We start from the raw sequence: 22,888 nt of genomic DNA, 5'->3' as shown, positions 1-22,888 counted from the left end.
GGTGACTCAGACGGCTGCGACGGGGGTGAGTCGCGGGGCGCGGGCCGGGGTGGTGAGTCTGGCCGGCGGGGTCGCCGCCACCGTCGGCACCGGGTGCTGGGGCAGGGTGCCGGGCACGGTCGGGCGGTCCAGCGGTGCGGCCGAGTGCGCCACCCGGGACCGGGCCGCCATCTTCGGCCGGAAGACCTGGCTGAACAGGGCGTCGAGCTGCCACAACTGGCTGGGCCGGTCGGCCCGGATCAGGAACCGCTCGCGTACCCCGTCGACGGCGGTCGCGGCCAGCTCGACCATCGAGGCCCGTGAGTCGGGGTTCCAGGCGACGTTGTTGAGGTGCCGCAGCTCGGTGTTGAGGTGCAGCCGCAGCCGGTGCAGCAACCGGGTCTGCTCGGTCACCACCAGCCGGCGGGTGGTGAGCAGCAGCAGGCAGCCGTGCGCGGGCTGTTCCGGACGGCTGCACCGGGTCACCAGCACCGTGACCTCGCCGGCCGGTACGCAGTTGCGCAGCACCGGCAGGTGCCGGCTCACGGTCGGGCTGGCCACCCCGGTCTCGGCGGCGGCCGGCAGGAACGTTCGACTGAACACATCCACGCAACTTCCAACGAGATCCGGCCGGAGATGACGCGGCCGGGGCATGGATGAGAATGAAATTATAGAAGTTCCACGATGGTTGCGTTGGCCATCCCGCCGCCCTCGCACATGGTCTGGAGGCCGTACCGGATGCCGTGGTCGCGCATGTGGTGCAGCATCGTGGTCATGATCCGGGCACCGGAGCCGCCGAGCGGGTGACCGAGGGCGATTGCCCCGCCCCGAGGGTTCAGCCGGGCCGGGTCGGCCTCGGTCTCGGCCAGCCAGGCGAGCGGTACCGGGGCGAACGCCTCGTTCACCTCGTACACCCCGATCTCCTCGATGCCGAGCCCGGCCCGGCGCAGCGCCCTGGCGGTGGCCGGGATGGGTGCGGTGAGCATCAGGACCGGGTCGTCGGCGGTGACCACCGCGGTGTGGATCCGGGCCAGCGGTCGCAGGCCGTTGCGCCGGGCCCACTCGGCGGTGGTGACCGCGAGCGCGGCGGCACCGTCGGAGATCTGCGAGGCGGAGCCGGCGGTGACCACCCCGTCGGGCCGGAACGGGGTCTTCAGCCCGGCCAGCCGCTCCAGGCTGGTGTCCCGGCGGATTCCCTCGTCGGCCTGCACCTTGGCACCGTCGGGCACGACCACCGGGACGATCTCGTCGGCGAAGGCACCGGCGTCCTGGGCGGCGGCGGCCTTCTCGTGGCTGCCCAGCGCGAACTCGTCGAGCTGCCGTCGGGTCAGCCCCCAGCGCTGGGCGATCAGCTCCGCACCGACACCCTGGTTGAACGGCACCGGATCGTCGGCGGCGAAACCGGGCGTACCCCGGTAGCGGTCCCGGACCAGGTCGCCGTAGGGCAGGCCGGTGCCGACCGTGCCGCCGGGGGCGATGCTGCTGCCCATCGGCACCCGGGTCATCGACTCCACGCCGCCGGCGACCACCAGGTCTGCCTGGCCGGAGGCGACCGCCGCCGCCGCGAAGTGCAGCGCCTGCTGGCTCGACCCGCACTGCCGGTCGAGCGTGGTGCCGGGCACCGACTCCGGCCAGCCGGCGGCGAGTACGGCGTTGCGGCCGACGTTCCACGCCTGCTCGCCGACCTGGGAAACGCATCCCCAGATCACGTCGTCCACCTGCGCCGGGTCCAGTCCGGCGCGTTCGGCGAGTGCCGTGAGCACCCGCGCCGACAGGTCGACCGGGTGTACGGCGCCGAGTGCTCCGCCGCGCCTCCCGACCGGGGTACGTACCGCACCGACGATTACCGCGTCCGCCATGTCTACTCCCCAGTAACTTGGCTGCCCTCGATACTACGTCGTCACCGGCCACCCACCGGAAGAGGACCCGCCCTCCACCGTCCCGCCCTGCCGTCCCGCCCCACCGTCCCCTTCACCCGGCGGCGGGGACGGCAGCGGTACCGGCGGCGGTGGCATCCTGGACCCGTGCACTCCGAACCGGACACCTCCGTACGGCACTGGCGGGTGCAGACCGCGCTGCCGGTGTGCAAGCTCGGCGCCGCCGCCCTCTTCATGGCACTCGGCGCGCTCTTCGCCGAGGGCGACCTGGTACGCCTCGGCGCCGGGCTGCTGGTCGGAGCCGTCCTGCTCGGCTGGGGCATACGGGACCTGGTGGCGCCGGTCCGGCTCGCGGTGGACCCCACCGGGGTCACCGTGATCCAGGGCTTCGCCGGACGGCGGCACATCCCCTGGTCGCAGGTCGACCGGATCACCGTCGACACCCGGTCCCGCCTCGGGCTCTCCTCCGAGATGCTGGAGATCGACAGGGGCGCCTCGCTGCACCTGTTCAGCCGGTACGACCTCGGGGTCGCGCCGCGCGATGTCGCCGAGGTGCTGCACGCCGTACGCCCCGGCGGCCCGGCGTACTGAGCCGCCGGGCCGGCCGGGTCAGGCGAGCAGGGCGGCGGACTGCATCAGGGTCAGCCCGGTCAGCACCAGCCCGATAAGCGCACCGCCGCCGATCTGGAAGAGCGTGCGCCGGGACCGGGGTGCGTAGGCGAGCACCACCGCCATCGCCGCACCGGCGGTCAGCCCGCCCAGGTGGCCGGCGATGGAGATCCCGGGTACGGCGAAGGTGAAGACCAGGTTGATCACCAGGATCGGGATCACCGACGAGGTGTCCCGGCCCAGCCGACGCATGATCACGAACAGCGCGGCGAAGAGCCCGAAGATCGCCGTCGACGCGCCGACCGTCCTGGCCTGCGGCACGCTGAACAGGTACGCCGCGACGTTGCCGCCGACCCCGGCGACGAGATAGAGCGCCAGGAACCGCAGCGGGCCGAGGGTGGCCTCCAGGGACCGGCCCAGCACCCAGAGCGCCCACATGTTCATCAACAGGTGCAGCAGCCCGTAGTGCAGGAACATCGCGGTGAAGAGCCGGTAGTACTCACCGGCCGCGATGCCCTCCTCGACACCGAACGGACCGACCCAGTCCAGGCCGAGCACGGCACCCCAGTCGGTAAGCGGCGTCGCACCGCCGAGCAGACCGCCGAAGCCGGCCCCGGCCACCGCGTCGCCGCCCCGGGCGGTGGAGATGGAGAGCAGGATCAACGCGACGTTGATCGCGATCAGCGCCTTTGTGACGTAGCCGCGGCGGCCGGCGGCACCGCCACCGAAGACGGTGCGCGCCGGCCGCTGCCCGCGACGGCCCTCTGCGACGCATTCCGGGCACTGGTGCCCGACCGAGGCCTCCCGCATGCAGTCCGGGCAGATCGGCCGGTCGCAGCGGGTGCACCGGACGTAGGTCTCCCGGGACGGGTGCCGGTAGCAGACCGGCGTGGTCGGCGGGGACTCGCTCATGCCGGCGCTCCGCCGGGCCGCATGCCACCACCGGACACATCGACGCGGGGGCGCCCGATCCGCTCGCTCATGCCGGATTCCCGCCGCGCCCGCTCATTCCCGACCTCCGCCCGCTACGAGTCATGCAGGCAAAGGTACCCGGGATCGACGTCAGCCGTCCTTACGCTCGATCTCGACGCGCTCGATGACCACGTCCTGGAGCGGCCGGTCCTGGGCGCCGGTCGGGGTGCTGGCGATCGAGTCGACGACCTTCGCCGACGCCTCGTCCGCGACCTGACCGAAGATGGTGTGCCGGTTGTTCAGGTGCGGGGTCGGCGCGACCGTGATGAAGAACTGCGACCCGTTGGTGCCCGGTCCGGCGTTCGCCATCGCGAGCAGGTAGGGCCGGTCGAACCGCAGGTCCGGGTGGAACTCGTCGGCGAAGTTGTAACCCGGGCCACCCCGGCCGGTCCCGGTCGGGTCACCCATCTGGATCATGAATCCGCTGATCACCCGGTGCGAGATGGTGCCGTCGTAGTACGGCCCGCTGCCCGGCTGGCCGGTGCGCGGGTCGGTGTACTGCCGGGTCCCCTCGGCGAGTTCGACGAAGTTCCGCACCGTCTTCGGGGCGTGGTTGGGAAACAGTTCCAGCCGGATCGGACCGGCGTTGGTGTGCAGGGTTGCGTAGGCGGCCTCGGCCACGGGTACTCCTCGCTCGACAGGCCGCCGGCCACGAGGTGCCGGCCGGCGGGGGCGGTCCGCCGGCCACGACGCGCAGGCCGGCGCTGGTAGGTGGTTCCATGCGGATCCTCCCATGTGCCCGTTCTGGCAGTGCGGGCGCATCCGAGGGTGCAGGATGACTGGGGAACAACACCCAAGGAGGTGGGGACCGGTGTTTGGATTCGGGGGGCGCAGATCCCACAGGAAGCTCGTCAAGGCCGAACTGGGCGAGAGCTTCGATCACCTGATGCGCGCGGCCACCCACGCGGCGTCCGGGGTCGGATCGGCGGTGGGGCCGCGGGCGTACGCCGCCGGCGCCTATATCGCGCCGACGGCGACCCGGGTGCGGGCGACGGCGTCGGACGGCTGGGAGTCGGCGATGACCAGGCTCGCGCCGCTGGCCACGGCCGCCACGGACGGCGCCCGCCAGGCCGGCTCGGTCGCCCGCAAGGCGAGGTCGAAGAAGATGAGGGCGATGCGGAAGAAGAACTCGATGATGCGTCGACGCTGGCCGGTCCTGACCGGGCTGTTGGTCGCGGGGGCGGTGGCCGGTGCCATGGGCGCGGCCGTGGTGCGGCGTCGCGCGCAGCGGCCGTGGGACGAGTACGACCCGGCGGCCACCCTGGACGCCGTACGTGACGACGCCGCCTCGATCGTGGGCAGCTCGACGGGCGACCCGGGCACGGGCAGCTCCGTACCGGCGGAGAAGACGAAGGACAGTACGGCGACTACCGGCGAGAAGATCTCGACCGGACCGATCACCGACGGGGCCCGGAAGGTGTCGACCAAGAGCGGCGACCGCTCCGACGGGCTGCTCGGTACGGCCGCGTCCCGCAACAGCGGCACCTGAGCCGCCCGGATCGTCGGGGCACCGGCGACGGCGTTCGGAGACCGTCACGGCGGCGTGGGTCGAAAGCGCCCCGCGCCGCCGTGAGGCGTCTCCGGCGGCGGGATCAGAGCCAGCGGTTACGGCGGAACCAGCGGTACAGGCCGAGCGAGATCGCCAGCATCAGCGCGAGTACGACCGGATAGCCGTACTTCCAGCTGGTCTCCGGCATGAAGTCGAAGTTCATCCCGTAGATGCCGGCGATGGCGGTCCAGACCGCGGCGATGGCGGCCCAGGCGGCGATCTTGCGCATGTCGTTGTTCTGGTCGACGGTCACCTGGGCCAGCCGGGCCTGGAGGATCGAGTTGAGCAGGTCGTCGTAGGAGTTGACCTGCTCGACAGTGCGGGTCAGGTGGTCCTGCACGTCCCGGAAGTAGCGCCGGATCTCCTTGGGGATCTCCCGGTTGACCTGGGCGGTCAGCGTCATCATCGGCCGTTGCAGCGGCACCACCGCCCGCTTGAACTCGACGAGTTCCCGCTTCATCTGGTAGATCCGCTGGATCCGGCCGTGCGCCTGCCGGGCGAAGACCTCGCTCTCCAGCACGTCCAGGTCGTCGCCGACCTGGTCGGTCACCTCCAGGTAGATGTCCACCACCCGGTCCATCACGGCGTACGCCACCGCCCAGGGTCCCTGACGGAGGATCTCCTGCCGGGCCTCCAGCTCGGAGCGGACCGGCGCCAGCCGGCAGGCGTCCCCGTGCCGGACGGTGAGCACGAAGTTCGGCCCGATGAAGAGCATCATCTGGCCGGTCTCGATCACGTCGGAGTTCTCGGTCAACTCGCCGTGCTGGACATACCGGACGGTACGCAGCACCAGGAAGCTCACCTCGCCGAAGCGCTCCAGCTTGGGGCGCTGTTCCGCCTTGACGGCGTCCTCGACGGCCAGCTCGTGCAGCCCGTACGCCGCCGCGATGCCGGCCATCTCCGCCTGGCTCGGCTCGTGCACGCCCAGCCACACGAAGGCGCCGGGCTGCTGCCGTGCCGCGTCCAGTGCCTCGGCGTAGCCGAGCTGCCCCGGCTGCCGTACCCCGTCGACGTAGAGCCCGCAGTCGACCACGCCCATCCCGTCCGGCCGGGAACTGCTCGGGGTCCGCTGCGCGCCCGCCTCGGTGCTCAGCATCCGGGTCACCGCCGCCCGGACCGGCGCCGTCCAGGCCCGGGGTCTCGGTCGGCTGTTCCCACCGACCGCCACCCGGTCGGAATCGGTCTGATCCGGCATCGCCACCGCCCCCTTTCGGCCCGTTCGAGTGCGCGTTGCAGCGTACGCCGCCAGTGCCCGGCACCGGACATGTCGCGGATCACCCCTGGTGGCGCTGTCGGGCCGGGGCTCGGCCCGTCGATGTCGCCGCCAGAAAAAGTGGCGCCGGGTGGACCGTCCACGTCGGGGGGGTAAGGTGCGGACGGCCCACCCGGCGCCGTGGGGGCGGGGGTTCTGCTCGGGGGCGCCAGCCACGGCCGAAGGCCCGCCGTCCGTTGCCGGAACGGGCCGCCTCCAACGCGAGTGGCGCTCGCAGCATTGTGGGCCGGCTACCGGCACGTAGGAAGCCCCGAATTCGTCAGCAGGCACTATTGTCAGATATCTGACAGAAGATTCCCCGGCTGCTTTGTCAGCCAGACGGTTGCCACAAACGCCACGAGTGGGCTGCTCCCACCTCCGGCGGCACCGCCTCCCGGGACGCGAAAGCCGGGGTACGACCCCGGGCGGACGCGTCAGCCCACCCGTGCGTACCCCGGCCCCGGTCGTGCCGGTCAGCCCGGCGGCAACCGGCTACTGGCGTACCGCCCGTACCGCGTCGGCGAGCCGCCGGACCCCCTCGTCGATCTGGTCGGCGGTCACCCCGGAGTACGCCAGCCGCAGCGCGTGCTGGCCCCCCTCGACCAGGAAGTCGCTGCCCTTGACCACCGCGACCCCCCGCTCGGCCGCCGCCGAGGCCAGCCGGTCCACGTGCACGTTCTGCGGCAGCTCGACCCAGAGGAAGTAGCCGCCGTTCGGCTCGGTGAACCGGGCGTCCGGGATGTGCTCCCGCAGCGACGCGGCCAGCGTGGCGGCCCGCTCGCCGAGGGCGGTGCTGACGGTCTGGATCGACCGTTCCAGGGCACCACTGAGGCAGAACTGGTGCACGATCGCCTGGGCCACCATCCCGGGCGAGATGTAGAGGTTGGTGGCTTCCTTGGCGATGTGGGCGATCAGCCGCGCCGGCCCGACCAGGTAGCCGACCCGGACCCCGGGGCAGACCGTCTTGGTGAAGCTGGAGGCGTGCACCACGCTGCCCTGCCGGTCGAGCGAGAGCATCGAGGGCAGCGGCTCACCCCGGAACCGGACGTCCGCGTACGGGTCGTCCTCGAAGATCGTGAAGTCGTACTCGGCGGCGAGGTCGAGCAGGGCCTGCCGCTTCTCCAGCGACAGGGTCACCCCGGCCGGGTTCTGGAAGTTGGGGATGATGTGTGCCAGCTTCGGGCGCACCCCGGACTCGAGCAGTTTGCCCAGCTCGTCGGTGTCGACCCCGTCCGGCTGGATGGTGACCGGGTGCAGTTCGGCGCCCTGCTGTTGCAGGTTGAGCAGGGTCCGGTCGTACGTCGGCCGCTCCACCACCACCGCGTCGCCGGGGCGTACCAGGTGCTGGAAGAGGAACGCGTCGGCCTGGAGCGACCCGTTGGTGACGAGAACCTGGTCGACCTCGACGCCGTGCTTGTCGGCGATCCACTTCCGCAGGGGCGGGTACCCGACGGACGTGCCGTACCCGGTGATGCCGGCCGGATCGGCGTCGAAGGCGCGTCCGGCCGCGGCCTTCAACCCCTCGATGTCGACGATGTCCAGCGACGGCGCCCCACGGGCGAAGGAGATCAGCTGCTCGACAGTCATGACTACCCAGCGTACGGGCGCCGCCAGCGTCCCGGGCGGAGGCACGACAATGTCCGTATCTTGGACGGGCGAAACCGTCCGACGGGCGATCCGCCCGGTCGGCACCGCTCGGACGGCCGCCGGGCGGAGGGGTCGGCCGCGCCTCAGATCGAGGCGACCTCCGGGGCACCGACCCAGACCCGGACGATGTCCCGGACCGAGATCATCCCGACCACCTCGCCGTCGTCCAGCACCACCAGGTGCCGGAAGCCGCCCCGGGACATCGCCTCGGCCGCCTCGTGCACGGTCCAGTCCGGTCCGGCGTAGACGACTTCCCAGGTCAGGTGCGCGGCGGTCCGCTCGACGTCGACGTCGAGGCCGGCGCCGACCGCCTTGAGCACATCGCGTTCGGTCATGATGCCGACACCCTCGGACTCGGGATCGACGACGACAGCGGAACCGACCCCGCGCCGCGCCATCATCTCGGCGGCCTGCCGGAGGGTGTGCTCGGGACCGACCATCAGGACATCACCGGACATCGCTTCGCGAACCCGCATCACTCATCACATCCTTGGGACGTCGACACCGGTCAGGGACAGACTGGACGTTCCCCGGGCGAACCACAAGCGGCGGTGTGGGCCGCCGGACCGGGGTGGCTAGTCTCGACCCGTGTCCACAGAGCCCCTACGCTGCGCCGGAGCCCTGATCGTCGACGACGAGGGCCGGATCTTCATCCAGCGACGGTCCCCCCACCGGAAGCTCTTTCCCAACACCTGGGACATCGTCGGCGGTCACCTCGAACCGGGCGAGACGGTCGAGGAGGCGCTGTTCCGTGAGGTCACCGAGGAGACCGGCTGGACCGTCTCGCTGGTGCTGGGCACGGTCGGCGAATACCGGTACGTCCCCGACGACGGCATCGAACGGATCGAGACCGACTTCCTCGTCCGGGTCGACGGCGACCTCGCCCGCCCCCGGCTGGAGGCGGGCAAGCACACCGAGTTCCGCTGGCTCGCCGAGGACGAGACCGCGCTGCTCGACGAGCACCGCGACGTCAACGACGGGCTGATCCGGCGGATCGCGGAGGACGGTTTCCGCGCCCTGCACCTGATCGGCCTGTGAACGATCCGGTCCCGCTCGCCCCGCACCAGGCCGCCGCACTGGCCTGGCCGGCGGTCGACCGGGTCTTCCGCGGCGTCATGGCGACCGCCCGGTTCCAAGGTGGCGCCGAGCTGGTGCAGAGCTACGGCGGCCCGGCCGCCACCGGCTTCCTGATCGACTTCCGGACCAGGCTCGCGGCCCCCGGCGGCGCCATCGACGGCGTCGGGCTGGCCGCGCTGCTCCGCTACGGCGACCCGGCCGAATGCCAGCGGGTGCTGGACAAGCAGGTCGCGCACGGGATGCTGCACCGGCAGCCGGACGGCGCCATCCTGGCCACCGAGCGGGGCCGGGCCTTCCTGGCCGAACTCGCCGGGGTGCACGCCGAGGTGACCGGCGAACTCTGGGCGGCACACCCCGAACGGGTACGCCGGCTCGTCGGCACCCTCGGCCGGCTGCTCGCCGCCGCACTCGACGAACTGCGTCCCGCCGAGCCCCCGGCCGCCTGCCTCGGGCAGGGGCACCTGCCACCCGGGCCGGTCGAGCACCCGGCCGAGGGACCGACCGACGGGCGGGCCTTCGCGGCGATGGCACCGCCGTACGAGCCGGACGGCAGCGCGCCGGGCGTACTGCTGCTCAACCGGCTCGGCACGCTCCGCTACCACCGGGCCGACGCGCACGCCGCCGCGTGGCAGGCCGCCGGGCACACCGCCCGGAGCATCACGGAACTCGCGGCCGGGCCGGAACGGCTCGCCATCGAACTGGAGACGGACCGCCGGGCGGCCGGCCCGTACGCCGTACTGACCCCGCCGGAGCGGCTGCGGCTCCTGGCCGACCTGGCCGCACTGCCCGGCTGAGCCCTCCGGGTCCGGTAACCGCCGGCAGGGGCGTTTCCACCGGTACCCCCCGACGGTGGCACCGAGCCGGGTTGGCCGGCCGTTCGCCGGGAATTCGTACTCCCGACACACGGCGCTATTCTCCCTGCGTCGGACGTGTCACGAGGAGGACCCGGAATGATCGGTGTGGTACTGGCCGCGGGGGCGGGTCGCCGGCTGCGGCCGTACACGGACACCCTGCCCAAGGCGCTCATTCCGGTCGACGGCGAGACCACGATCCTCGACATCGCGCTGCGTAACCTGGCCGAGGTCGGGCTCACCGACGTGACGGTGGTGGTCGGGTACGCCGCCGAGGCGGTCGAGGCCCGCCAGGCCGACCTCTCCGCGCGGTACGGGGTGAAGCTCACCCTGGTGCACAACGAGCGGGCCGAGGAGTGGAACAACGCGTACTCGCTCTGGCTGGCCCGGGAGCACTTCGCCCAGGGCGCGCTGCTGGTCAACGGCGACACCGTGCACCCGGTCGACGTGGAACGCACCCTGCTCGCCCAGCGCGGCCCCGGCATCCTGCTCGCGGTGGACACCGTGAAGAAGCTCGCCGAGGAGGAGATGAAGACCGTCTTCGACGACTCCGGCCAGCTCGTCCGGATCAGCAAGCTGATGGACCCGGCCCAGGCGTACGGGGAGTACATCGGGGCGACAGTGATCGAGTCCCGGGTCGCCGGCGACCTCGCGGACGCGCTGGAGGCGACCTGGCGGCGCGACCCGAACCTCTACTACGAGGACGGCTACCAGGAGTTCGCCGAGCGCGGCGGCGAGGTGCGGGCGGCACCCATCGGGGACCTGCCGTGGGTCGAGGTCGACAACCACGAGGACCTGGCCCGAGCCCGGGAGATCGCATGCCACTACTAGCCCGTACCGTCAACACCCCGCTGGTGATCGACGTGCGCCGCGGCGCGGTCGCGGACCTCGGCGCGCTGCTGGCCGACCGGCGGATCTCGGCCGGCGGCGAGGTGGCGGTGGTGGTCGGCCCCGGGCAGGGCGAGCGGATCGTCGAGCTGTGCGGACCCGGCCTGGGTAACGCCGACGTCTTCACGGTGACCGGCGGCACCCTGGACGCCGCCCAGGAACTCGGCGAGAAGCTGCACCGCCGCTCCTACGACGCGGTGATCGGGATCGGCGGCGGCAAGACCATCGACACCGCCAAGTGGGCCGCCTCGCGCTACGGCATCCCGATGGTGAGCGTGGCGACCAACCTGGCGCACGACGGGATCGCCTCGCCGACCGCCTCGCTCGACCACGACGGCGGCAAGGGCTCCTACGGGGTGCACATCCCGATCGCCATCGTGGTCGACCTCGACTTCGTGGAGAACGGCCCGGACCGGCAGACCCAGGCCGGGATCGGGGACGCGCTGAGCAACCTCAGCGCGATCGCCGACTGGGAGCTGGCGCACCGGGTACGCGCCGAGCCGATCGACGGGCTCGCCGTCACGCTGGCCCGCTCCGGCGCCGAGGCACTGCTCAACCACCCCGGGAAGATCACCGACGACGCCTTCCTCACCACTCTGGCCGAGGCGCTGATCCTGGGCGGGATCGCCTCCTCGATCTGCGGCTCGAGCCGGCCGGCCAGCGGCGGCTGTCACGAGATCTCGCACGCGCTGGACCGGCTCAACCCGGGCACGGGGTCGCACGGCGAGCAGGTCGGGCTCGGCGCCCTCTTCTGCACCTACCTCCGGGGCGACCTGGAGCGGTTCGCCCAGCTCGCCTCCTGTCTGCACCGGCACGGCCTGCCCACCGTCCCGGCCGAGCTGGGGCTCGCCGACGAGGAGTTCGTGGCGGCCGTCCACTATGCCCCGCGTACCCGGCCGGACCGGTACACGATCCTGGAACACCTCGACCTGGCGCCTGACGCGATCCGTGAACGGCTGGCAAACTACCTCGATGCAATCCGTGAACATCTCGGCTGACCCGGTGACCCCGCCCAGCACCGCCGACTTCTACCGGGTCAACCGGGGCGGTGGCCTGTTCAGCGAGGCGATCAGCCAGCGCATCGGTGCCGCCCTGGCCCTGGTCGCGCACCGGATGGGGCTGCCGCCCACCGCGCTGACCATGGCCAACCTGGTGCTCGGGCTGGCGGTCTCGGTGACCGTGGTGACCCTGGCCGGGCCGGTCGCCGCCGGGGACGTACCCGCCTGGGTGGTCGGGCTGGCCGCGCTGCTCGGCTGGCAGCTGGCGTACGCCCTGGACTGCGCGGACGGGCAGCTCGCCCGGGTCACCGGCCAGGGCAGCCCGGCCGGCGCCCGGGTGGACATCCTCTGTGACGTGGCGGCGCAGATCGCGCTTGTCACCGCGCTCTCGGCGACGGCGGTGGCGCAGCGGCCCTCGGCACCGACCTGGCTGGTCGCCGCGTTCGCCGGCACCTGGATGGTCAACCTGGTGACCTCGGTGATGGCGGCCGGCCCGAACGCGGCAAGCATGGTCACCTCGACCTCGCTGCCGGTACGCCTGGTCAAGCTGGTCCGGGACTATGGCGCGGTGATCTTCCTGGCCGGTCTGGTGCTTACCGTCGTGCCGGAGTGGACCACCTGGGTGATCGCCGCGTTCACGATCGTCAACGGCGGGTTCCTGCTGGCCAGCATCGCCTTCTCCGCCCGCGCCTCACTCCGCTGAGGGTGTAAGGAAGGGCCCCTTCTTATCGTTTTCTGTTGTAGAAGGGGCCCTTCCTTACACCTCACAGTTGGGCGTAGACGTCCAGGAGTTGTTTGGTGACCACGTCCGGGTGGAAGGTGCGCTCGTAGCGGGAGCGGGCCAGCGGGGCGACGGCGGCGGCAGTGTCCCGGGCGGTGGGGAGTGCCGCGGCCAGCGCCGCCGGGTCGGCCGGCACGAGCCAGCCCGCCGCACCGGCCGGGTCGTCCGCGCCAACCAGGTACGGGATGCCGCCGAGCGCGGTACCCAGCACCGGGCGGCCAGCGGCCAGCGCCTCGATCACCACCGTGGGTAGCACGTCGTGCCAGGTGGGTACGGCCAGCACCACGGCGGTGGCGCGGAGCGCGGCGGCCACCCCGGCCCGGTCCAGCGGGCCGAGGAATTCCACGTCGGCGCGTTCGGCGGCAGCCGCCTCGGCCAGCGGCCGCAACTCGCCGTCCCCGGCGATGCGCAGCGGCCCGAGCGCGCCGTCCGGGTGCCGGCGCCAGGCGTCGAGCAGCAGCCCGACCCCCTTCTCCGGGGAGAGCCGGCCGAAGAAGAGGAAGCCCTCGCCGAGCGGCGTCGGCTGGCCGGGGTCCGGGATGCCGTTCGGCTTGACCACGATCCGCTCGGCCGGGATGCCGTAGTCGCGCAGGTGCGCGGCGATGCCGGAGGTGAGCGCGATGTAGCGGTCCACCGAGCGCCAGGTCGGCCGGTGTACGGCCAGGGTGGTCGCCATCAGCGCGCTCTGCGCCCGGGAGCCCCGGTAGCAGCGGTGCACTATCGCCGGCACGCCGAGCGCCCGGCCCCGGCAGTCCTGGCAGATCTTGCCGTCCCGGAAGTAGAGCCCGGAGGAGCAGACCTGCCGGTAGTTGTGCACCGTCTGCACCACCGGCACCCCGCGCCGGTGCGCGGTCCGGACCACCCAGGGCGAGAGCAGCGGGTACGGGTTGTGCAGGTGCAGTACGTCCGGCCGGTGCTCGGTGATCAGCCGACTCAGCTCCTGCTGGGCCTTTGGCGCGTAGATCGGCGAGATCGGCAGGAGTGCCTTGGCGGCCGGGGAGAACTCCGCGATCTCGTCGGAACTGCGCAGGAAGGGATGGACGGTCACCCCGGCGGCCCGGAGCTGGGTGATCTCCTGGTCGACGATTGTGTTCTCGCCGGACGGCTGCGCCTCGCGATAGCGGTTGTGCGCCACGATCACCTGCACGCGGGTCGCTCCTCCTCCATGATCACGCCCTCCCCGTCCGCGCGTTCCGCGCGTGGCCGGGATTGAACGCTACCGTTTATCTCGTGCCCGAGTTACCTGAGGTGGAGGCGCTCGCCGGCTACCTGCGCGAGCGGGCGGTCGGCCGGCGGGTCGACCGGATCGAAGTGGCGGCAATCAGCGCCCTGAAGACGTACGACCCGATGCCGACGGCGGCAGCCGGGCGGCAGGTCGTGGACGCGGGCCGGCACGGCAAGTTCCTCGACGTGACGCTGGCCGGTGACGGTGGACCCGATCTGCACCTGGTGACCCACCTGGCCCGGGCCGGCTGGCTGCACTACCGGGAGTCGTTCAACTCGGGTGTGCCGCTCAAGCCCGGCAAGGGCCCGATCGCGCTGCGGGTACGCCTCGACGACGGGTCCGGTTTCGACCTGACCGAGGCCGGTACCCAGAAGAAGCTCGCCGTCTACCTGGTGACCGATCCGAGCCAGGTGCCCGGGGTGGCCCGGCTCGGGCCGGACGCGCTCGCCGCCGACCTGCCGACCTTCACCGAGCGGCTGCGCAGCCGGAAGGGCCAGCTCAAGGGCATGCTTACCGACCAGGAGGTGCTGGCCGGGGTCGGCAACGCGTACTCGGACGAGATCCTGCACACGGCGAAGCTCTCGCCGTTCGCGTTGACCAACCGGCTCACCGACGAGCAGTTGGCGGCGCTGCACGAGGCGACCCGGCAGGTGCTCGGCGACGCGGTGACGCGGTCGCTGGGGCAGCGGGCGGCGGAGTTGAAGGGGGAGAAGCGGGCCGGTCTGCGGGTACACGCCCGGACCGGGCTGCCCTGTCCGGTCTGTGGCGACACGATCCGGGAGGTCTCGTTCGCCGACTCCAGCCTCCAGTACTGCCCGAAGTGCCAGACCGGCGGCAAGCCGCTCGCCGACCGCCGCCTCTCCAGACTGGTCCGCTGACCCGGCCCGGCCGGCGTTTGAATGGTCCGGTTCGCCGGTTGCGTGGTCGTGCTTGGATGTTGAGCGATCGTGCTTGTACGTTAAGTGCTCCCGGCCCGTACACCGGGTCAAAAACGCCCAGTGGGCAAGAAACCGGCAACGGCCGGGCTCTACCGTCACCGTTGTCCGTCGGTATAGTGACCCCGGTCTGCGACTCCGCGCCTCCGGACCGAATGAGGATCGGGGCCCGCATGGGAGAGACTGAGACGGTGGGCGACCCGAGCCCTTACGGCAAGTGGGCGGCACGTGTCACGCGGGAGGACGTGGGTGAGGTGACGACAAGCCTCCAGCGCCCGGTAGGCAGCGGCCAACCGAGTACTCTGCGTCACGTCGACAGCTTCGAGATCCAGCCACCGACCACTCCGCAGCCGAACGGGGTACCCCGTTCGGCTTGGGCGCGGGCACGGCGGCGGGTGTCCCGCTGGCATCGGCCGTACATCGCGATCCTGCTGCTGTTGGACTTCGGCGCGGCGGTGCTGGCGAGCTGGACCGCGATCCAGTGGTTCGACCAGGCCGCGGCCGGCTTCACCGACGCGGACAAGGACCCCACCTGGTTCCACACCGTCTCCTACCTGCTGCTGCCGCTCGGTTGGTTGATCGTGCTCTGGGCCAACGGCGCGTACGACCGCCGCTACCTGGGGCTCGGCACCGACGAGTTCAAGCGGGTCACCCGGGCCGGGGTCGCGGTCGCGGCCAGCGTCTCGTTCCTCGCCTTCGCCACCAAGACCGACCTGTCCCGGTGGACCGTCGGCACCGCGCTGCTCGGCACGCTGCTGCTGGTGCTCCTCGCCCGTTCCGCCGCCCGGTTGCTCCTGCACACAGTGCGCCGCCGGGCGGGTCAGGCCGCGCAGCGGATCGTGCTGGTCGGCACCCTGCCGGAGGCGCTGGAGGTCTACACGGCGATCAACCGGGTACCCGCGGCCGGGCTGATCCCGGTGGCGATCCACCTCACCGACGGTTACGCCGCGGCCCGGGGCATCGAGACGCCGATCCCGGTCTACGCCGGCCGGGACATCCTCTCGCTGGTCCGCGAGGTCGGTGGCGACACGATCGCGGTCTGCGGCTCGGCCAGCACCGAGCCGGGCGAACTACGCCGGCTGGCCTGGCAACTGGAGGGCTCCGGTGTCGACCTGATCGTGGCGCCGCAGCTCACCGACATCGCCGGTCCCCGGGTGCACATCCGGCCGATCGAGGGCCTGCCGCTGCTGCACGTCGAGGAGCCGACCCTCTCCGGCCCGGCGCTGCTGGCCAAGAACCTGCTCGACCGGTTCGCCGCCGGGCTGGGGCTGCTGCTGCTGATCCCGCTCTTCGTCGCGATCGCGATCGCCATCCGGATCTCCGACCCCGGGCCGGTCTTCTTCCGGCAGCCCCGGGTCGGTCACGAGGGCCGGACGTTCCGGGTCTGGAAGTTCCGGACCATGTACGTCGACGCCGAGCAGCGGCTCGCCAGCCTGGTCGACCAGAACGAGACCGACGGCATGCTGTTCAAGATCAAGCAGGATCCCCGGGTCTTCCCCGCCGGGCGGTTCCTCCGGGCCAGCTCGCTCGACGAGCTGCCCCAGTTGATCAACGTGCTCTGGGGCGAGATGTCGCTCGTCGGCCCCCGCCCGCTCCCCGCCGACGACGGCGACTTCCTCGGCGACGTACGACGCCGGCTGCTCGTCCGGCCCGGGATCACCGGGCTGTGGCAGGTCTCCGGCCGCTCCGACCTCTCCTGGGACGAGGCGGTACGGCTGGACCTCTACTACGTCGACAACTGGTCGCTGGCGTACGACCTGAGCATCCTGTGGCGGACCGTCGGGGTGGTACTGGCCCGCAAGGGCGCGTACTAACCGCCAACCGGCCGACCGGTGGCTTGGCGAACCGGTCCACCAACCGTCAGGATCTCTGCGTGGGGTGGCCCAACCTGTCCACGGCGGTCGCCGTGGTGGCGATGATCAGTGCGCTGGCGGCTGCCCTCTTCGCCGTCGTCCGGCTGCGCGCCAGGCAGGGCATCGCCACCGCCACCCAGCGGGCCACCTACGAGGTGCTGCACACCGCCGGGTTGGCCGCCGAGCCACTGCGCGCCGGGCTCACCCCGGCCGGCGCCGCCAAGGCGGTACGCCACCTGCGTACCCTGGTCGGCTCCGCCGGACTCGCGCTGGCCGACCGGGACCGGCTGCTCGCCCTCGACGGGCGCGGCGGCCACCACGGCGAGCAGCTCCTCGCCGCCGCCGTCAACACCATCAACAGCCGCCGGTCGACGGTGCTCGGCGAGGCGGAGCTGCGCTGTGACCGGGTCGACTGCCCGGTCCGGGGCGCGGTGATCGCACCACTGACCGGCCCCGACGGCCGGGCCGGCGCGGCGCTGGTGGCGATCGCCGACGACCAGCCGGCGCCCGGTCTGGTGCAGGCCGCCCTGGAGACCGCGCACTGGGCCGGCGCCCAACTCGCGCTCGCCGAACTCGACTCGTCCCGGGAACGGCTGGCCCGGGCCGAGGTGCGGGCCCTGCGCGCCCAGATCAGCCCGCACTTCATCTACAACGCGCTGACCGCGATCGGCTCGTTCGTCCGGACCGATCCGGAGCGGGCCCGGGAACTGATCCTGGAGTTCGCCGAGTTCACCCGCTACTCGTTCCGGGCGCACGGCGAGTTCACCACGCTGGCCGAGGAACTGCGCTCGATCGACCGCTACCTGACCATCGAGCGGGCCCGGTTCGGCGACCGGCTCCAGGTGAAGCTGCTGATCGCCCCGGAGGTGCTGCCGGTCAGCCTGCCGTTCCTCTGCCTGCAACCACTTGTCGAGAACGCCGTCCGGCACGGGCTGTCCCGCAAGCCCGGGGTGGGGATGGTGAGCATCGAGGCCCGGGACGCCGGGGCGGAATGCCACATCACGGTCGAGGACGACGGCGTCGGGATGGACCCGACAGTGCTCGCCGCCGGCATCGCCGACGCCGCCGCCGACCCGGCCGACGACTCCGGCCAGCACGTCGGTCTCTCCAACGTGGACGAACGACTCCGGTCGGTCTTCGGGGACCAGTTCGGCCTCGTCGTCGAGACCGACCTCGGATCGGGTACGAAGGTGAGCATGCGGATACCGAAGTTCCACCGCCACGTCCGGGCGAGCGCGTGAGCGCCGGGCATCCACCCGCACCCGACCCGAGGGGCTGATCCGTGACCGGTTTCCTGCGCGTACTGGCCGTCGACGACGAGCCGCCCGCGCTCGACGAGCTGGCGTACCACCTGCGGGCCGATCCACGGGTGTCCCGGCTGCACACCGCCGGGGACGCCACCGAGGCGCTCCGGGTGCTCCGGGACGCCGACGTCGACGTGGTCTTCCTGGACATCCGGATGCCCGGTCTCGACGGCATGGAGCTGGCCCGGGTACTCCGCCGGTTCGCCCGGCCACCGGCCATCGTCTTCGTCACCGCGTACGACGATGGGGCGGTCGACGCCTTCGACCTCGGCGCCACCGACTACGTACGCAAGCCGGTCCGGGCCGAACGGCTCGCCGAGTCGCTGCGCCGGGTCGTGGGCTCCCGGGTGGTCTCCACCCATCCGGCGGCACTGGCCCGGGCCGAACCCGACCCGACGATCCCGGTCGAGCTGGCCGGCACCACCCGGATGCTGCCCCGCTCCGCCGTCCGCTGGGTCGAGGCGCAGGGCGACTACGCCCGGCTGCACACCGCCGACGGCTCGCACCTGGTCCGGGTGCCGCTGGCCACCCTCGCCGAGCGGTGGGCCGACGCCGGCTTCGTCCGGATCCACCGCTCCTACCTGGTGCAACTGCGGCTGATCGCCGAACTCCGGCTCGCCAACTCCGGATATGTGGTGGTGGTCGACGACACCGAACTGCCGGTCAGCCGCCGGCACACCCGGGAACTGAAGGACAAACTGGTCCGGGCCGCCAAACAGGACTGGAACCGCTGAGCCGCTCCGCGGCGTCGGCGCGTCGTCACCTCACCGACGGTGCCGGCCGGGCCTCCTCGACATCGCCGGGCGGGGTGGCATCTGCCTCGGCTGCCGAGGTGGCGACCCTGGCCTGCTGCGGGTCGGTCAGGGTACGGACCCGACGGGCGAACATCGGCAGGGCGGAGGCGACCAGCCCGAGCGTGCCGACAGCGACGCCGGTACGGGCACCGGCCGCCTGCCCCACCACCCCGCCCAGGGCGCTGCCCAGCGGCAGTACGCCGTAGATCAACAACCGGTACCCGCCATTGGTCCGGGCCAGCGAGCCGCGCGGCGCCACCACCTGACGCAGCGTCACGGAAAGCACGTTGGCGCAGCCGAGCCCGATCCCGCTGACGACCTGCACCAGGGCGAGTGAGGCCGCCAGCGCACCACCCCGACCGGGCAGTACGGCGATCAGCGGTGGGGCACCGGTGGAGAGGACCAGCGCGGCGGCGAAGGCCCGGCCGTAACCGAGCCGGTCGGCGAGGCGGAGCGCGACCATGGTGCCGACGAAGGCGCCCAGCCCGGCCGCGCTGAGCGCGAGACCGAAGAGCCCGGCGCCCAGGCCACGGTCGGTGACGGCGTAGACGACCAGGTTCACGGTGACGATCTGGGAGGCTCCGTTGTAGATGGTCGCGTGCGCGGTGAGCGCCCGCAGGAACGGATTGACCGCCACGGTGCGCAGCCCGGCCAGGATGCCGGTCCGCACCTCCTCGGCGGGTGGCGCCGGTTCGGGCCGGCGGGCTCCGGCCACCCCGAGCGCGCTGCCGAGATAGCTGAGCGCGTCGATCAGGACCGCGACCGCCGGCCCGACGAGTTGGGCCAGCCCGCCGGCCAGCCCCGGGCCGGCGACCTGGGCGGCGGTGGTCGAGCCCTGGGTGGCCCGGTTGGCGGCGGCGAGATCGTCCTCGTCGACGAGCGACGGCACATACGCGAAGCTGCCGATCTCGAAGACGACGCTCGCCGCGCCGACGGCGAACGCGACGGCCACCAGCAGCGGCACCGACAGGACGTCACCGAGGTACGCCGCCGGCACCGCCAGCAGCACGGCGGCGCGGACCAGATCGGCCAGCACCATCACCCGACGCCGACGACGCCGCTCCAACCAGTGCCCGACAAGCAGCGGCAGCACCAGGTTGGGCAGGTACGACGCGGTGGCGATCGCGGCCACCCCGCTGGCCCCGGCGTCAAGGGTCAGGGTGGCCAGCAGCGGCAGCGCGACGGCGGTGACGTGGGTGCCGGCCACCGACATGGTGTGGCCGAGCCAGAACCGACGGAAGTCCTGGTTCCGGCGCAACAGTCCCGGTTTCGTTACCACTACCTCAGCTCCTTCCGGTAACGGTTACCGGATGATGCTCCCACAGCGGTAACGTGTTCGCATGCGGCAGCCCGGTGACCGCGCTCCCGCCCCGGAGGCGCTGACCCTCGTCCAGGACCTGGCGAACACCATGGACATCGAGTCGGACCGGGACGGTCTGCGTACCGTCGAGGACCTGGCGGCGTTCTGCGCCGCGCACGGACTCGACGGCCTCACCCTCGACGGGGCCGACGTCGCGGACGCCCGACGACTGCGCGAGGCGTTACGGGACGTCTGCCAGGCGCACGCCGGCATCGACGTGCCGCCGGCCACCCTCGGGACACTCGACGAACTGCTCGGCCGGGCCCCGCTGCGGCTGGTGCTGGACGCCACCGGCCAGGCCGGCGTGCTGCCCGGACCCGGGCTCGACGGGTTCGCCGCGCTCACCGCGCAACTGGCCCGGGGAGTGCTGGTCGCGGTCGCCGACGGCACCTGGGCACGGCTGAAGGCCTGCACAGCGCACGGCTGCCGCTGGGTCTACTACGACCGCAGCCCGGCCGGCCGGAGCCGATGGTGCACCATGAGCATCTGCGGCAGCCGGGCCAAGATGCGCGCCTACCGGCGACGCGTCCGCTGACTGCCGTACCCGGGCGGTCCGCTGCCCGCGCAACTCAGCAACGGGGGGAAGAGGAATGGCACCATCGCGTCCGACCGTCACCCGTCGAGCCCTGCTCGGCGCAGTCCTGCTGGCACCGCTGGCCGGCTGTGCCAAGGGCACGACGACGAAACCTCCGCACGTCTCGGCTCAACCGTCGGCGACCGCTGCGGCCAGCACACCCGCGCCCACCGCCGCGACGCCACAGCGCCACGACATGCTGATCCGGCTGGAGCGCGAGTTCGACGCGCGCCTCGGGGTGTACGCCCTCGCCACCGGCACCGGAAACGTCGTCGCGCACCGGGCGGACGAGCGGTTCGCGTTCTGCTCCACGTTCAAGGGGCTCGCCGCGGCGGCGGTACTGGCCCGCAACCCGCTGTCCCACCTGGACACCGTCGTCCGGTACGACCGGAGTGACCTGACGGCGAACGCCGTCGTCACCAGCCGACACGTCGACAGGGGGAGGATGACGATCCGGCAACTCTGCGACGCCGCGGTACGGCACAGCGACGGTACCGCCGGGAACCTGCTGGTCCGGGACCTCGGCGGGCCGGCCCAGTTGACGGCGTACGCGCGCAGCCTCGGTGACACGGTCACCCGGATGGACCGGATCGAACCGGCGATCACCCAGGCGACCCCGGGAGACCCGCGCGACACCACCTCCCCAAGGGCGATCGGCACCGACTACCAGAAGATCCTGCTCGGCGACGCGCTCGTACCCGAGAAGCGGGCCTTCCTCCGCGACCTGCTGGAACGCAACGCCACGCCCGTCGGCGCCCGACGGATCCGGGCCGGCGTGCCGAAGGGCTGGACGGTGGCCGACAAGACCGGGACCGGCGGCTACGGCACCGTCAACGACATCGGTGTCGTCTGGCCCCCGGGCGCCTCGCCCCTGGTCATCGCGATCATGTCCAGCAAGGCCAGCAGGAACGCCGACCACGACCAGGCGATCATCGCCAAGGCAACCGAGTACGCCGTGGCAACCCTCACCCGAGGCTGAGCCGACCAATAAGCGACAACCACTGCCACCCGCACCGCCCGCCCTGGACGGCGGGCCGGCGCACCACACGGGGGGAATCTCGCACATGCTCGACTCCGCGACGACCCAGGTACTCGAACCTGTGCCGCCACCACCACCGCCGAAGCGGCGTCGCACCCGCGGCTACTGGCTCCTGGTCAGCGGACTGCTGATCGTGCTCCTGGCCGGTGGCACGCTCTTCGCGATCGCGCCGCTGCGCGACCCGCTGCCGGCGGCGGCCGTCACCCGGACCCTTCCCGAGTCGACCACCATCCCCGGCAAGGCCCCGGTGATGCCGTGGCCGAGGACCGGGCAGGCGGCGCTCTCGGTCGAGGAAGTCGGCTCGCTCGGCACCTTCGGCGGCAGCGAACCGGTGCCGATCGCCAGCGTGACGAAGGTGATGACCGCGTACGTCATCCTCACCGAGCACCCGCTCGACCGAGGCGAGCACGGGCCGAAGCTCACGGTCAGCGCCGCGCAGGCCGCCGCGTACCCGGCGGAACTGGCCCGGGGCGAATCCCTGGTACCTGTCGTCGCGGGCGCGGTCTTCACGCAACGCCAGGCGTTGCAGGCGGTGATGCTGCCGTCGGCGAACAACATGGCCCGGATCCTCGCCGCCTGGGACTCCGGCAGCATCGCGGCGTTCGTCGAGAAGATGAACGCCACCGCCGACTCGCTCGGGATGAAGGACACCCACTACACCGACCCGTCCGGCCTCGACCCGGGCACCGTGAGCACCGCCGTCGACCAGGTGATCCTGGCCCGCGCGGCGATGAAACTGCCGGCGTTCGCGGAGATCGTGGCGCAGAAGAAGGCGACCCTGCCGGTCGCCGGCACGGTGAAGAACTACAACTCGCTGGTCGGTCGGGACGGCGTGGTCGGGATCAAGACCGGCTCGACCGACGAGGCCGGCGGCTGCCTCGTCTTCGCCGCCGTCGTCAAGATCGGCGGCCGGAGGATCACCATCGTCGGCGCGGTCCTCGGGCAGCCGGGTGCGAACACCCCCGTGCAGCTCGACCGGGTCTTCAAGGCGACCCGGCCGCTGGTGCGCACCGCCACGGCCGCGCTCGGCGTGCATCCGGTCGTCCGGACCGGCGACGAGGTCGCCACCGTGCAGGGGCCGCTCGGCACCGGCACCACGATCCACGCCGGCGGAGACCTGGCCGTGGTCGGCTGGCCTGGCCTGCGGGTACGCCTGGACGTCGACGTTCCGGCCGTACCGGCCCGGCTGCCGGAGCAGACCGAACACGGCCAGTTGACCGCAGTGGCCGGCGAGGGCGCTCCGGTCACCGGCGCACTGCGCAGCGGAGCCCGGCTGGAGCCGCCGAGCAACTGGGAGCGGATCCGCCGACACCGCTGACCCGGC

The 22,888-nt window shown here is 72.3% G+C and carries 23 protein-coding genes; 14 read left to right on the top strand and 9 right to left on the bottom strand.

Annotation, left to right across the window (positions count from 1 at the left end; genetic code table 11):
- Positions 1-6: 6 nt before the first annotated feature.
- Entirely contained in the window at positions 7-588 is a 582-nt protein-coding gene (locus tag CLT71_RS23170) for a hypothetical protein (protein ID WP_143743562.1), read from the bottom strand.
- Between the two features lie 59 nt (positions 589-647).
- Complete coding sequence (locus CLT71_RS23165; RefSeq protein ID WP_101368958.1) at positions 648-1,838, bottom strand: acetyl-CoA C-acyltransferase; 1,191 nt, start codon at positions 1,836-1,838, stop codon at positions 648-650.
- 165 nt (positions 1,839-2,003) lie between these two features.
- On the opposite strand from CLT71_RS23165, the gene CLT71_RS23160 reads away from it, so the two are divergent.
- A complete protein-coding gene (locus CLT71_RS23160; RefSeq protein ID WP_199187688.1) occupies positions 2,004-2,447 on the top strand; it encodes a PH domain-containing protein in 444 nt (147 codons plus the stop codon).
- Between the two features lie 18 nt (positions 2,448-2,465).
- Here CLT71_RS23160 and CLT71_RS23155 read toward each other — a convergent pair whose 3' ends face one another.
- Both CLT71_RS23155 and CLT71_RS23150 read right to left on the bottom strand, forming a co-directional pair.
- Complete coding sequence (locus CLT71_RS23155) at positions 2,466-3,377, bottom strand: rhomboid family intramembrane serine protease (RefSeq protein ID WP_101368957.1); 912 nt, start codon at positions 3,375-3,377, stop codon at positions 2,466-2,468.
- Between the two features lie 150 nt (positions 3,378-3,527).
- Entirely contained in the window at positions 3,528-4,058 is a 531-nt protein-coding gene (locus tag CLT71_RS23150) for a peptidylprolyl isomerase (RefSeq protein WP_101368956.1), read from the bottom strand.
- 265 nt (positions 4,059-4,323) lie between these two features.
- On the opposite strand from CLT71_RS23150, the gene CLT71_RS36585 reads away from it, so the two are divergent.
- On the top strand, positions 4,324-4,926 hold the full coding sequence (locus CLT71_RS36585) for a hypothetical protein (RefSeq protein WP_143743561.1): 603 nt from the start codon (positions 4,324-4,326) through the stop codon (positions 4,924-4,926).
- 103 nt (positions 4,927-5,029) lie between these two features.
- Here CLT71_RS36585 and corA read toward each other — a convergent pair whose 3' ends face one another.
- The 3 genes from corA to CLT71_RS23125 form a co-directional block, all read right to left on the bottom strand.
- The gene (gene corA / locus CLT71_RS23135) at positions 5,030-6,181 is read right to left on the bottom strand and encodes a magnesium/cobalt transporter CorA (protein WP_101371711.1); all 1,152 of its coding nucleotides are present in this window, start codon (positions 6,179-6,181) and stop codon (positions 5,030-5,032) included.
- Positions 6,182-6,730: 549 nt separating this feature from the next.
- On the bottom strand, positions 6,731-7,825 hold the full coding sequence (locus CLT71_RS23130) for an aminotransferase-like domain-containing protein (RefSeq protein WP_101368953.1): 1,095 nt from the start codon (positions 7,823-7,825) through the stop codon (positions 6,731-6,733).
- Positions 7,826-7,968: 143 nt separating this feature from the next.
- Entirely contained in the window at positions 7,969-8,361 is a 393-nt protein-coding gene (locus CLT71_RS23125; protein WP_101368952.1) for a CBS domain-containing protein, read from the bottom strand.
- A 112-nt stretch (positions 8,362-8,473) separates the two neighbouring features.
- On the opposite strand from CLT71_RS23125, the gene CLT71_RS23120 reads away from it, so the two are divergent.
- The 5 genes from CLT71_RS23120 to CLT71_RS23100 all read left to right on the top strand — a co-directional run bounded on the left by CLT71_RS23120 (position 8,474) and on the right by CLT71_RS23100 (position 12,402).
- On the top strand, positions 8,474-8,923 hold the full coding sequence (locus CLT71_RS23120; RefSeq protein ID WP_101368951.1) for an NUDIX domain-containing protein: 450 nt from the start codon (positions 8,474-8,476) through the stop codon (positions 8,921-8,923).
- The gene (locus tag CLT71_RS23115) at positions 8,920-9,756 is read left to right on the top strand and encodes a hypothetical protein (RefSeq protein ID WP_101368950.1); all 837 of its coding nucleotides are present in this window, start codon (positions 8,920-8,922) and stop codon (positions 9,754-9,756) included. The genes CLT71_RS23120 and CLT71_RS23115 overlap by 4 nt, the downstream gene beginning before the upstream one ends.
- 156 nt (positions 9,757-9,912) lie before the next feature.
- Positions 9,913-10,644 (top strand): phosphocholine cytidylyltransferase family protein, encoded by a 732-nt coding sequence (locus CLT71_RS23110; protein WP_101368949.1) that lies wholly within the window; start codon positions 9,913-9,915, stop codon positions 10,642-10,644.
- Positions 10,632-11,699 (top strand): iron-containing alcohol dehydrogenase family protein, encoded by a 1,068-nt coding sequence (locus CLT71_RS23105; protein WP_101368948.1) that lies wholly within the window; start codon positions 10,632-10,634, stop codon positions 11,697-11,699. Before CLT71_RS23110 ends, CLT71_RS23105 begins: the two co-directional genes overlap by 13 nt.
- Positions 11,683-12,402: a CDP-alcohol phosphatidyltransferase family protein gene (locus CLT71_RS23100; RefSeq protein ID WP_199187941.1), complete on the top strand. Its 720-nt coding sequence runs from the start codon at positions 11,683-11,685 to the stop codon at positions 12,400-12,402. The genes CLT71_RS23105 and CLT71_RS23100 overlap by 17 nt, the downstream gene beginning before the upstream one ends.
- A 61-nt stretch (positions 12,403-12,463) precedes the next feature.
- Here CLT71_RS23100 and CLT71_RS23095 read toward each other — a convergent pair whose 3' ends face one another.
- Complete coding sequence (locus CLT71_RS23095) at positions 12,464-13,627, bottom strand: glycosyltransferase family 4 protein (RefSeq protein WP_101368946.1); 1,164 nt, start codon at positions 13,625-13,627, stop codon at positions 12,464-12,466.
- 83 nt (positions 13,628-13,710) lie between these two features.
- Between CLT71_RS23095 and CLT71_RS23090 the strand changes: the two genes are divergently transcribed.
- The 4 genes from CLT71_RS23090 to CLT71_RS23075 all read left to right on the top strand — a co-directional run bounded on the left by CLT71_RS23090 (position 13,711) and on the right by CLT71_RS23075 (position 18,531).
- Positions 13,711-14,583, top strand: a complete 873-nt coding sequence (locus CLT71_RS23090) for a DNA-formamidopyrimidine glycosylase family protein (RefSeq protein ID WP_101368945.1) — start codon at positions 13,711-13,713, stop codon at positions 14,581-14,583.
- 359 nt (positions 14,584-14,942) lie between these two features.
- Positions 14,943-16,454: a sugar transferase gene (locus CLT71_RS23085; protein WP_199187940.1), complete on the top strand. Its 1,512-nt coding sequence runs from the start codon at positions 14,943-14,945 to the stop codon at positions 16,452-16,454.
- 101 nt (positions 16,455-16,555) lie between these two features.
- Positions 16,556-17,734 (top strand): sensor histidine kinase, encoded by a 1,179-nt coding sequence (locus tag CLT71_RS23080; RefSeq protein WP_486483717.1) that lies wholly within the window; start codon positions 16,556-16,558, stop codon positions 17,732-17,734.
- A 41-nt stretch (positions 17,735-17,775) separates the two neighbouring features.
- Positions 17,776-18,531, top strand: coding sequence for a LytR/AlgR family response regulator transcription factor (locus CLT71_RS23075; RefSeq protein WP_101368942.1), 756 nt, complete (start codon positions 17,776-17,778; stop codon positions 18,529-18,531).
- Between the two features lie 25 nt (positions 18,532-18,556).
- Here CLT71_RS23075 and CLT71_RS23070 read toward each other — a convergent pair whose 3' ends face one another.
- The gene (locus CLT71_RS23070) at positions 18,557-19,870 is read right to left on the bottom strand and encodes an MFS transporter (protein WP_143743559.1); all 1,314 of its coding nucleotides are present in this window, start codon (positions 19,868-19,870) and stop codon (positions 18,557-18,559) included.
- A gap of 61 nt (positions 19,871-19,931) precedes the next feature.
- On the opposite strand from CLT71_RS23070, the gene CLT71_RS23065 reads away from it, so the two are divergent.
- From CLT71_RS23065 to CLT71_RS23055, 3 genes are all read left to right on the top strand, one after another.
- Positions 19,932-20,486: a CGNR zinc finger domain-containing protein gene (locus CLT71_RS23065; protein WP_101368940.1), complete on the top strand. Its 555-nt coding sequence runs from the start codon at positions 19,932-19,934 to the stop codon at positions 20,484-20,486.
- Between the two features lie 55 nt (positions 20,487-20,541).
- A complete protein-coding gene (gene bla / locus CLT71_RS23060; protein ID WP_101368939.1) occupies positions 20,542-21,504 on the top strand; it encodes a class A beta-lactamase in 963 nt (320 codons plus the stop codon).
- An 85-nt stretch (positions 21,505-21,589) separates the two neighbouring features.
- Entirely contained in the window at positions 21,590-22,882 is a 1,293-nt protein-coding gene (locus CLT71_RS23055) for a D-alanyl-D-alanine carboxypeptidase family protein (RefSeq protein ID WP_101368938.1), read from the top strand.
- Positions 22,883-22,888: the final 6 nt, after the last annotated feature.

This window comes from Plantactinospora sp. CNZ320, assembly GCF_002846275.1.
This window is presented reverse-complemented; position numbering and strand designations above follow the sequence as displayed.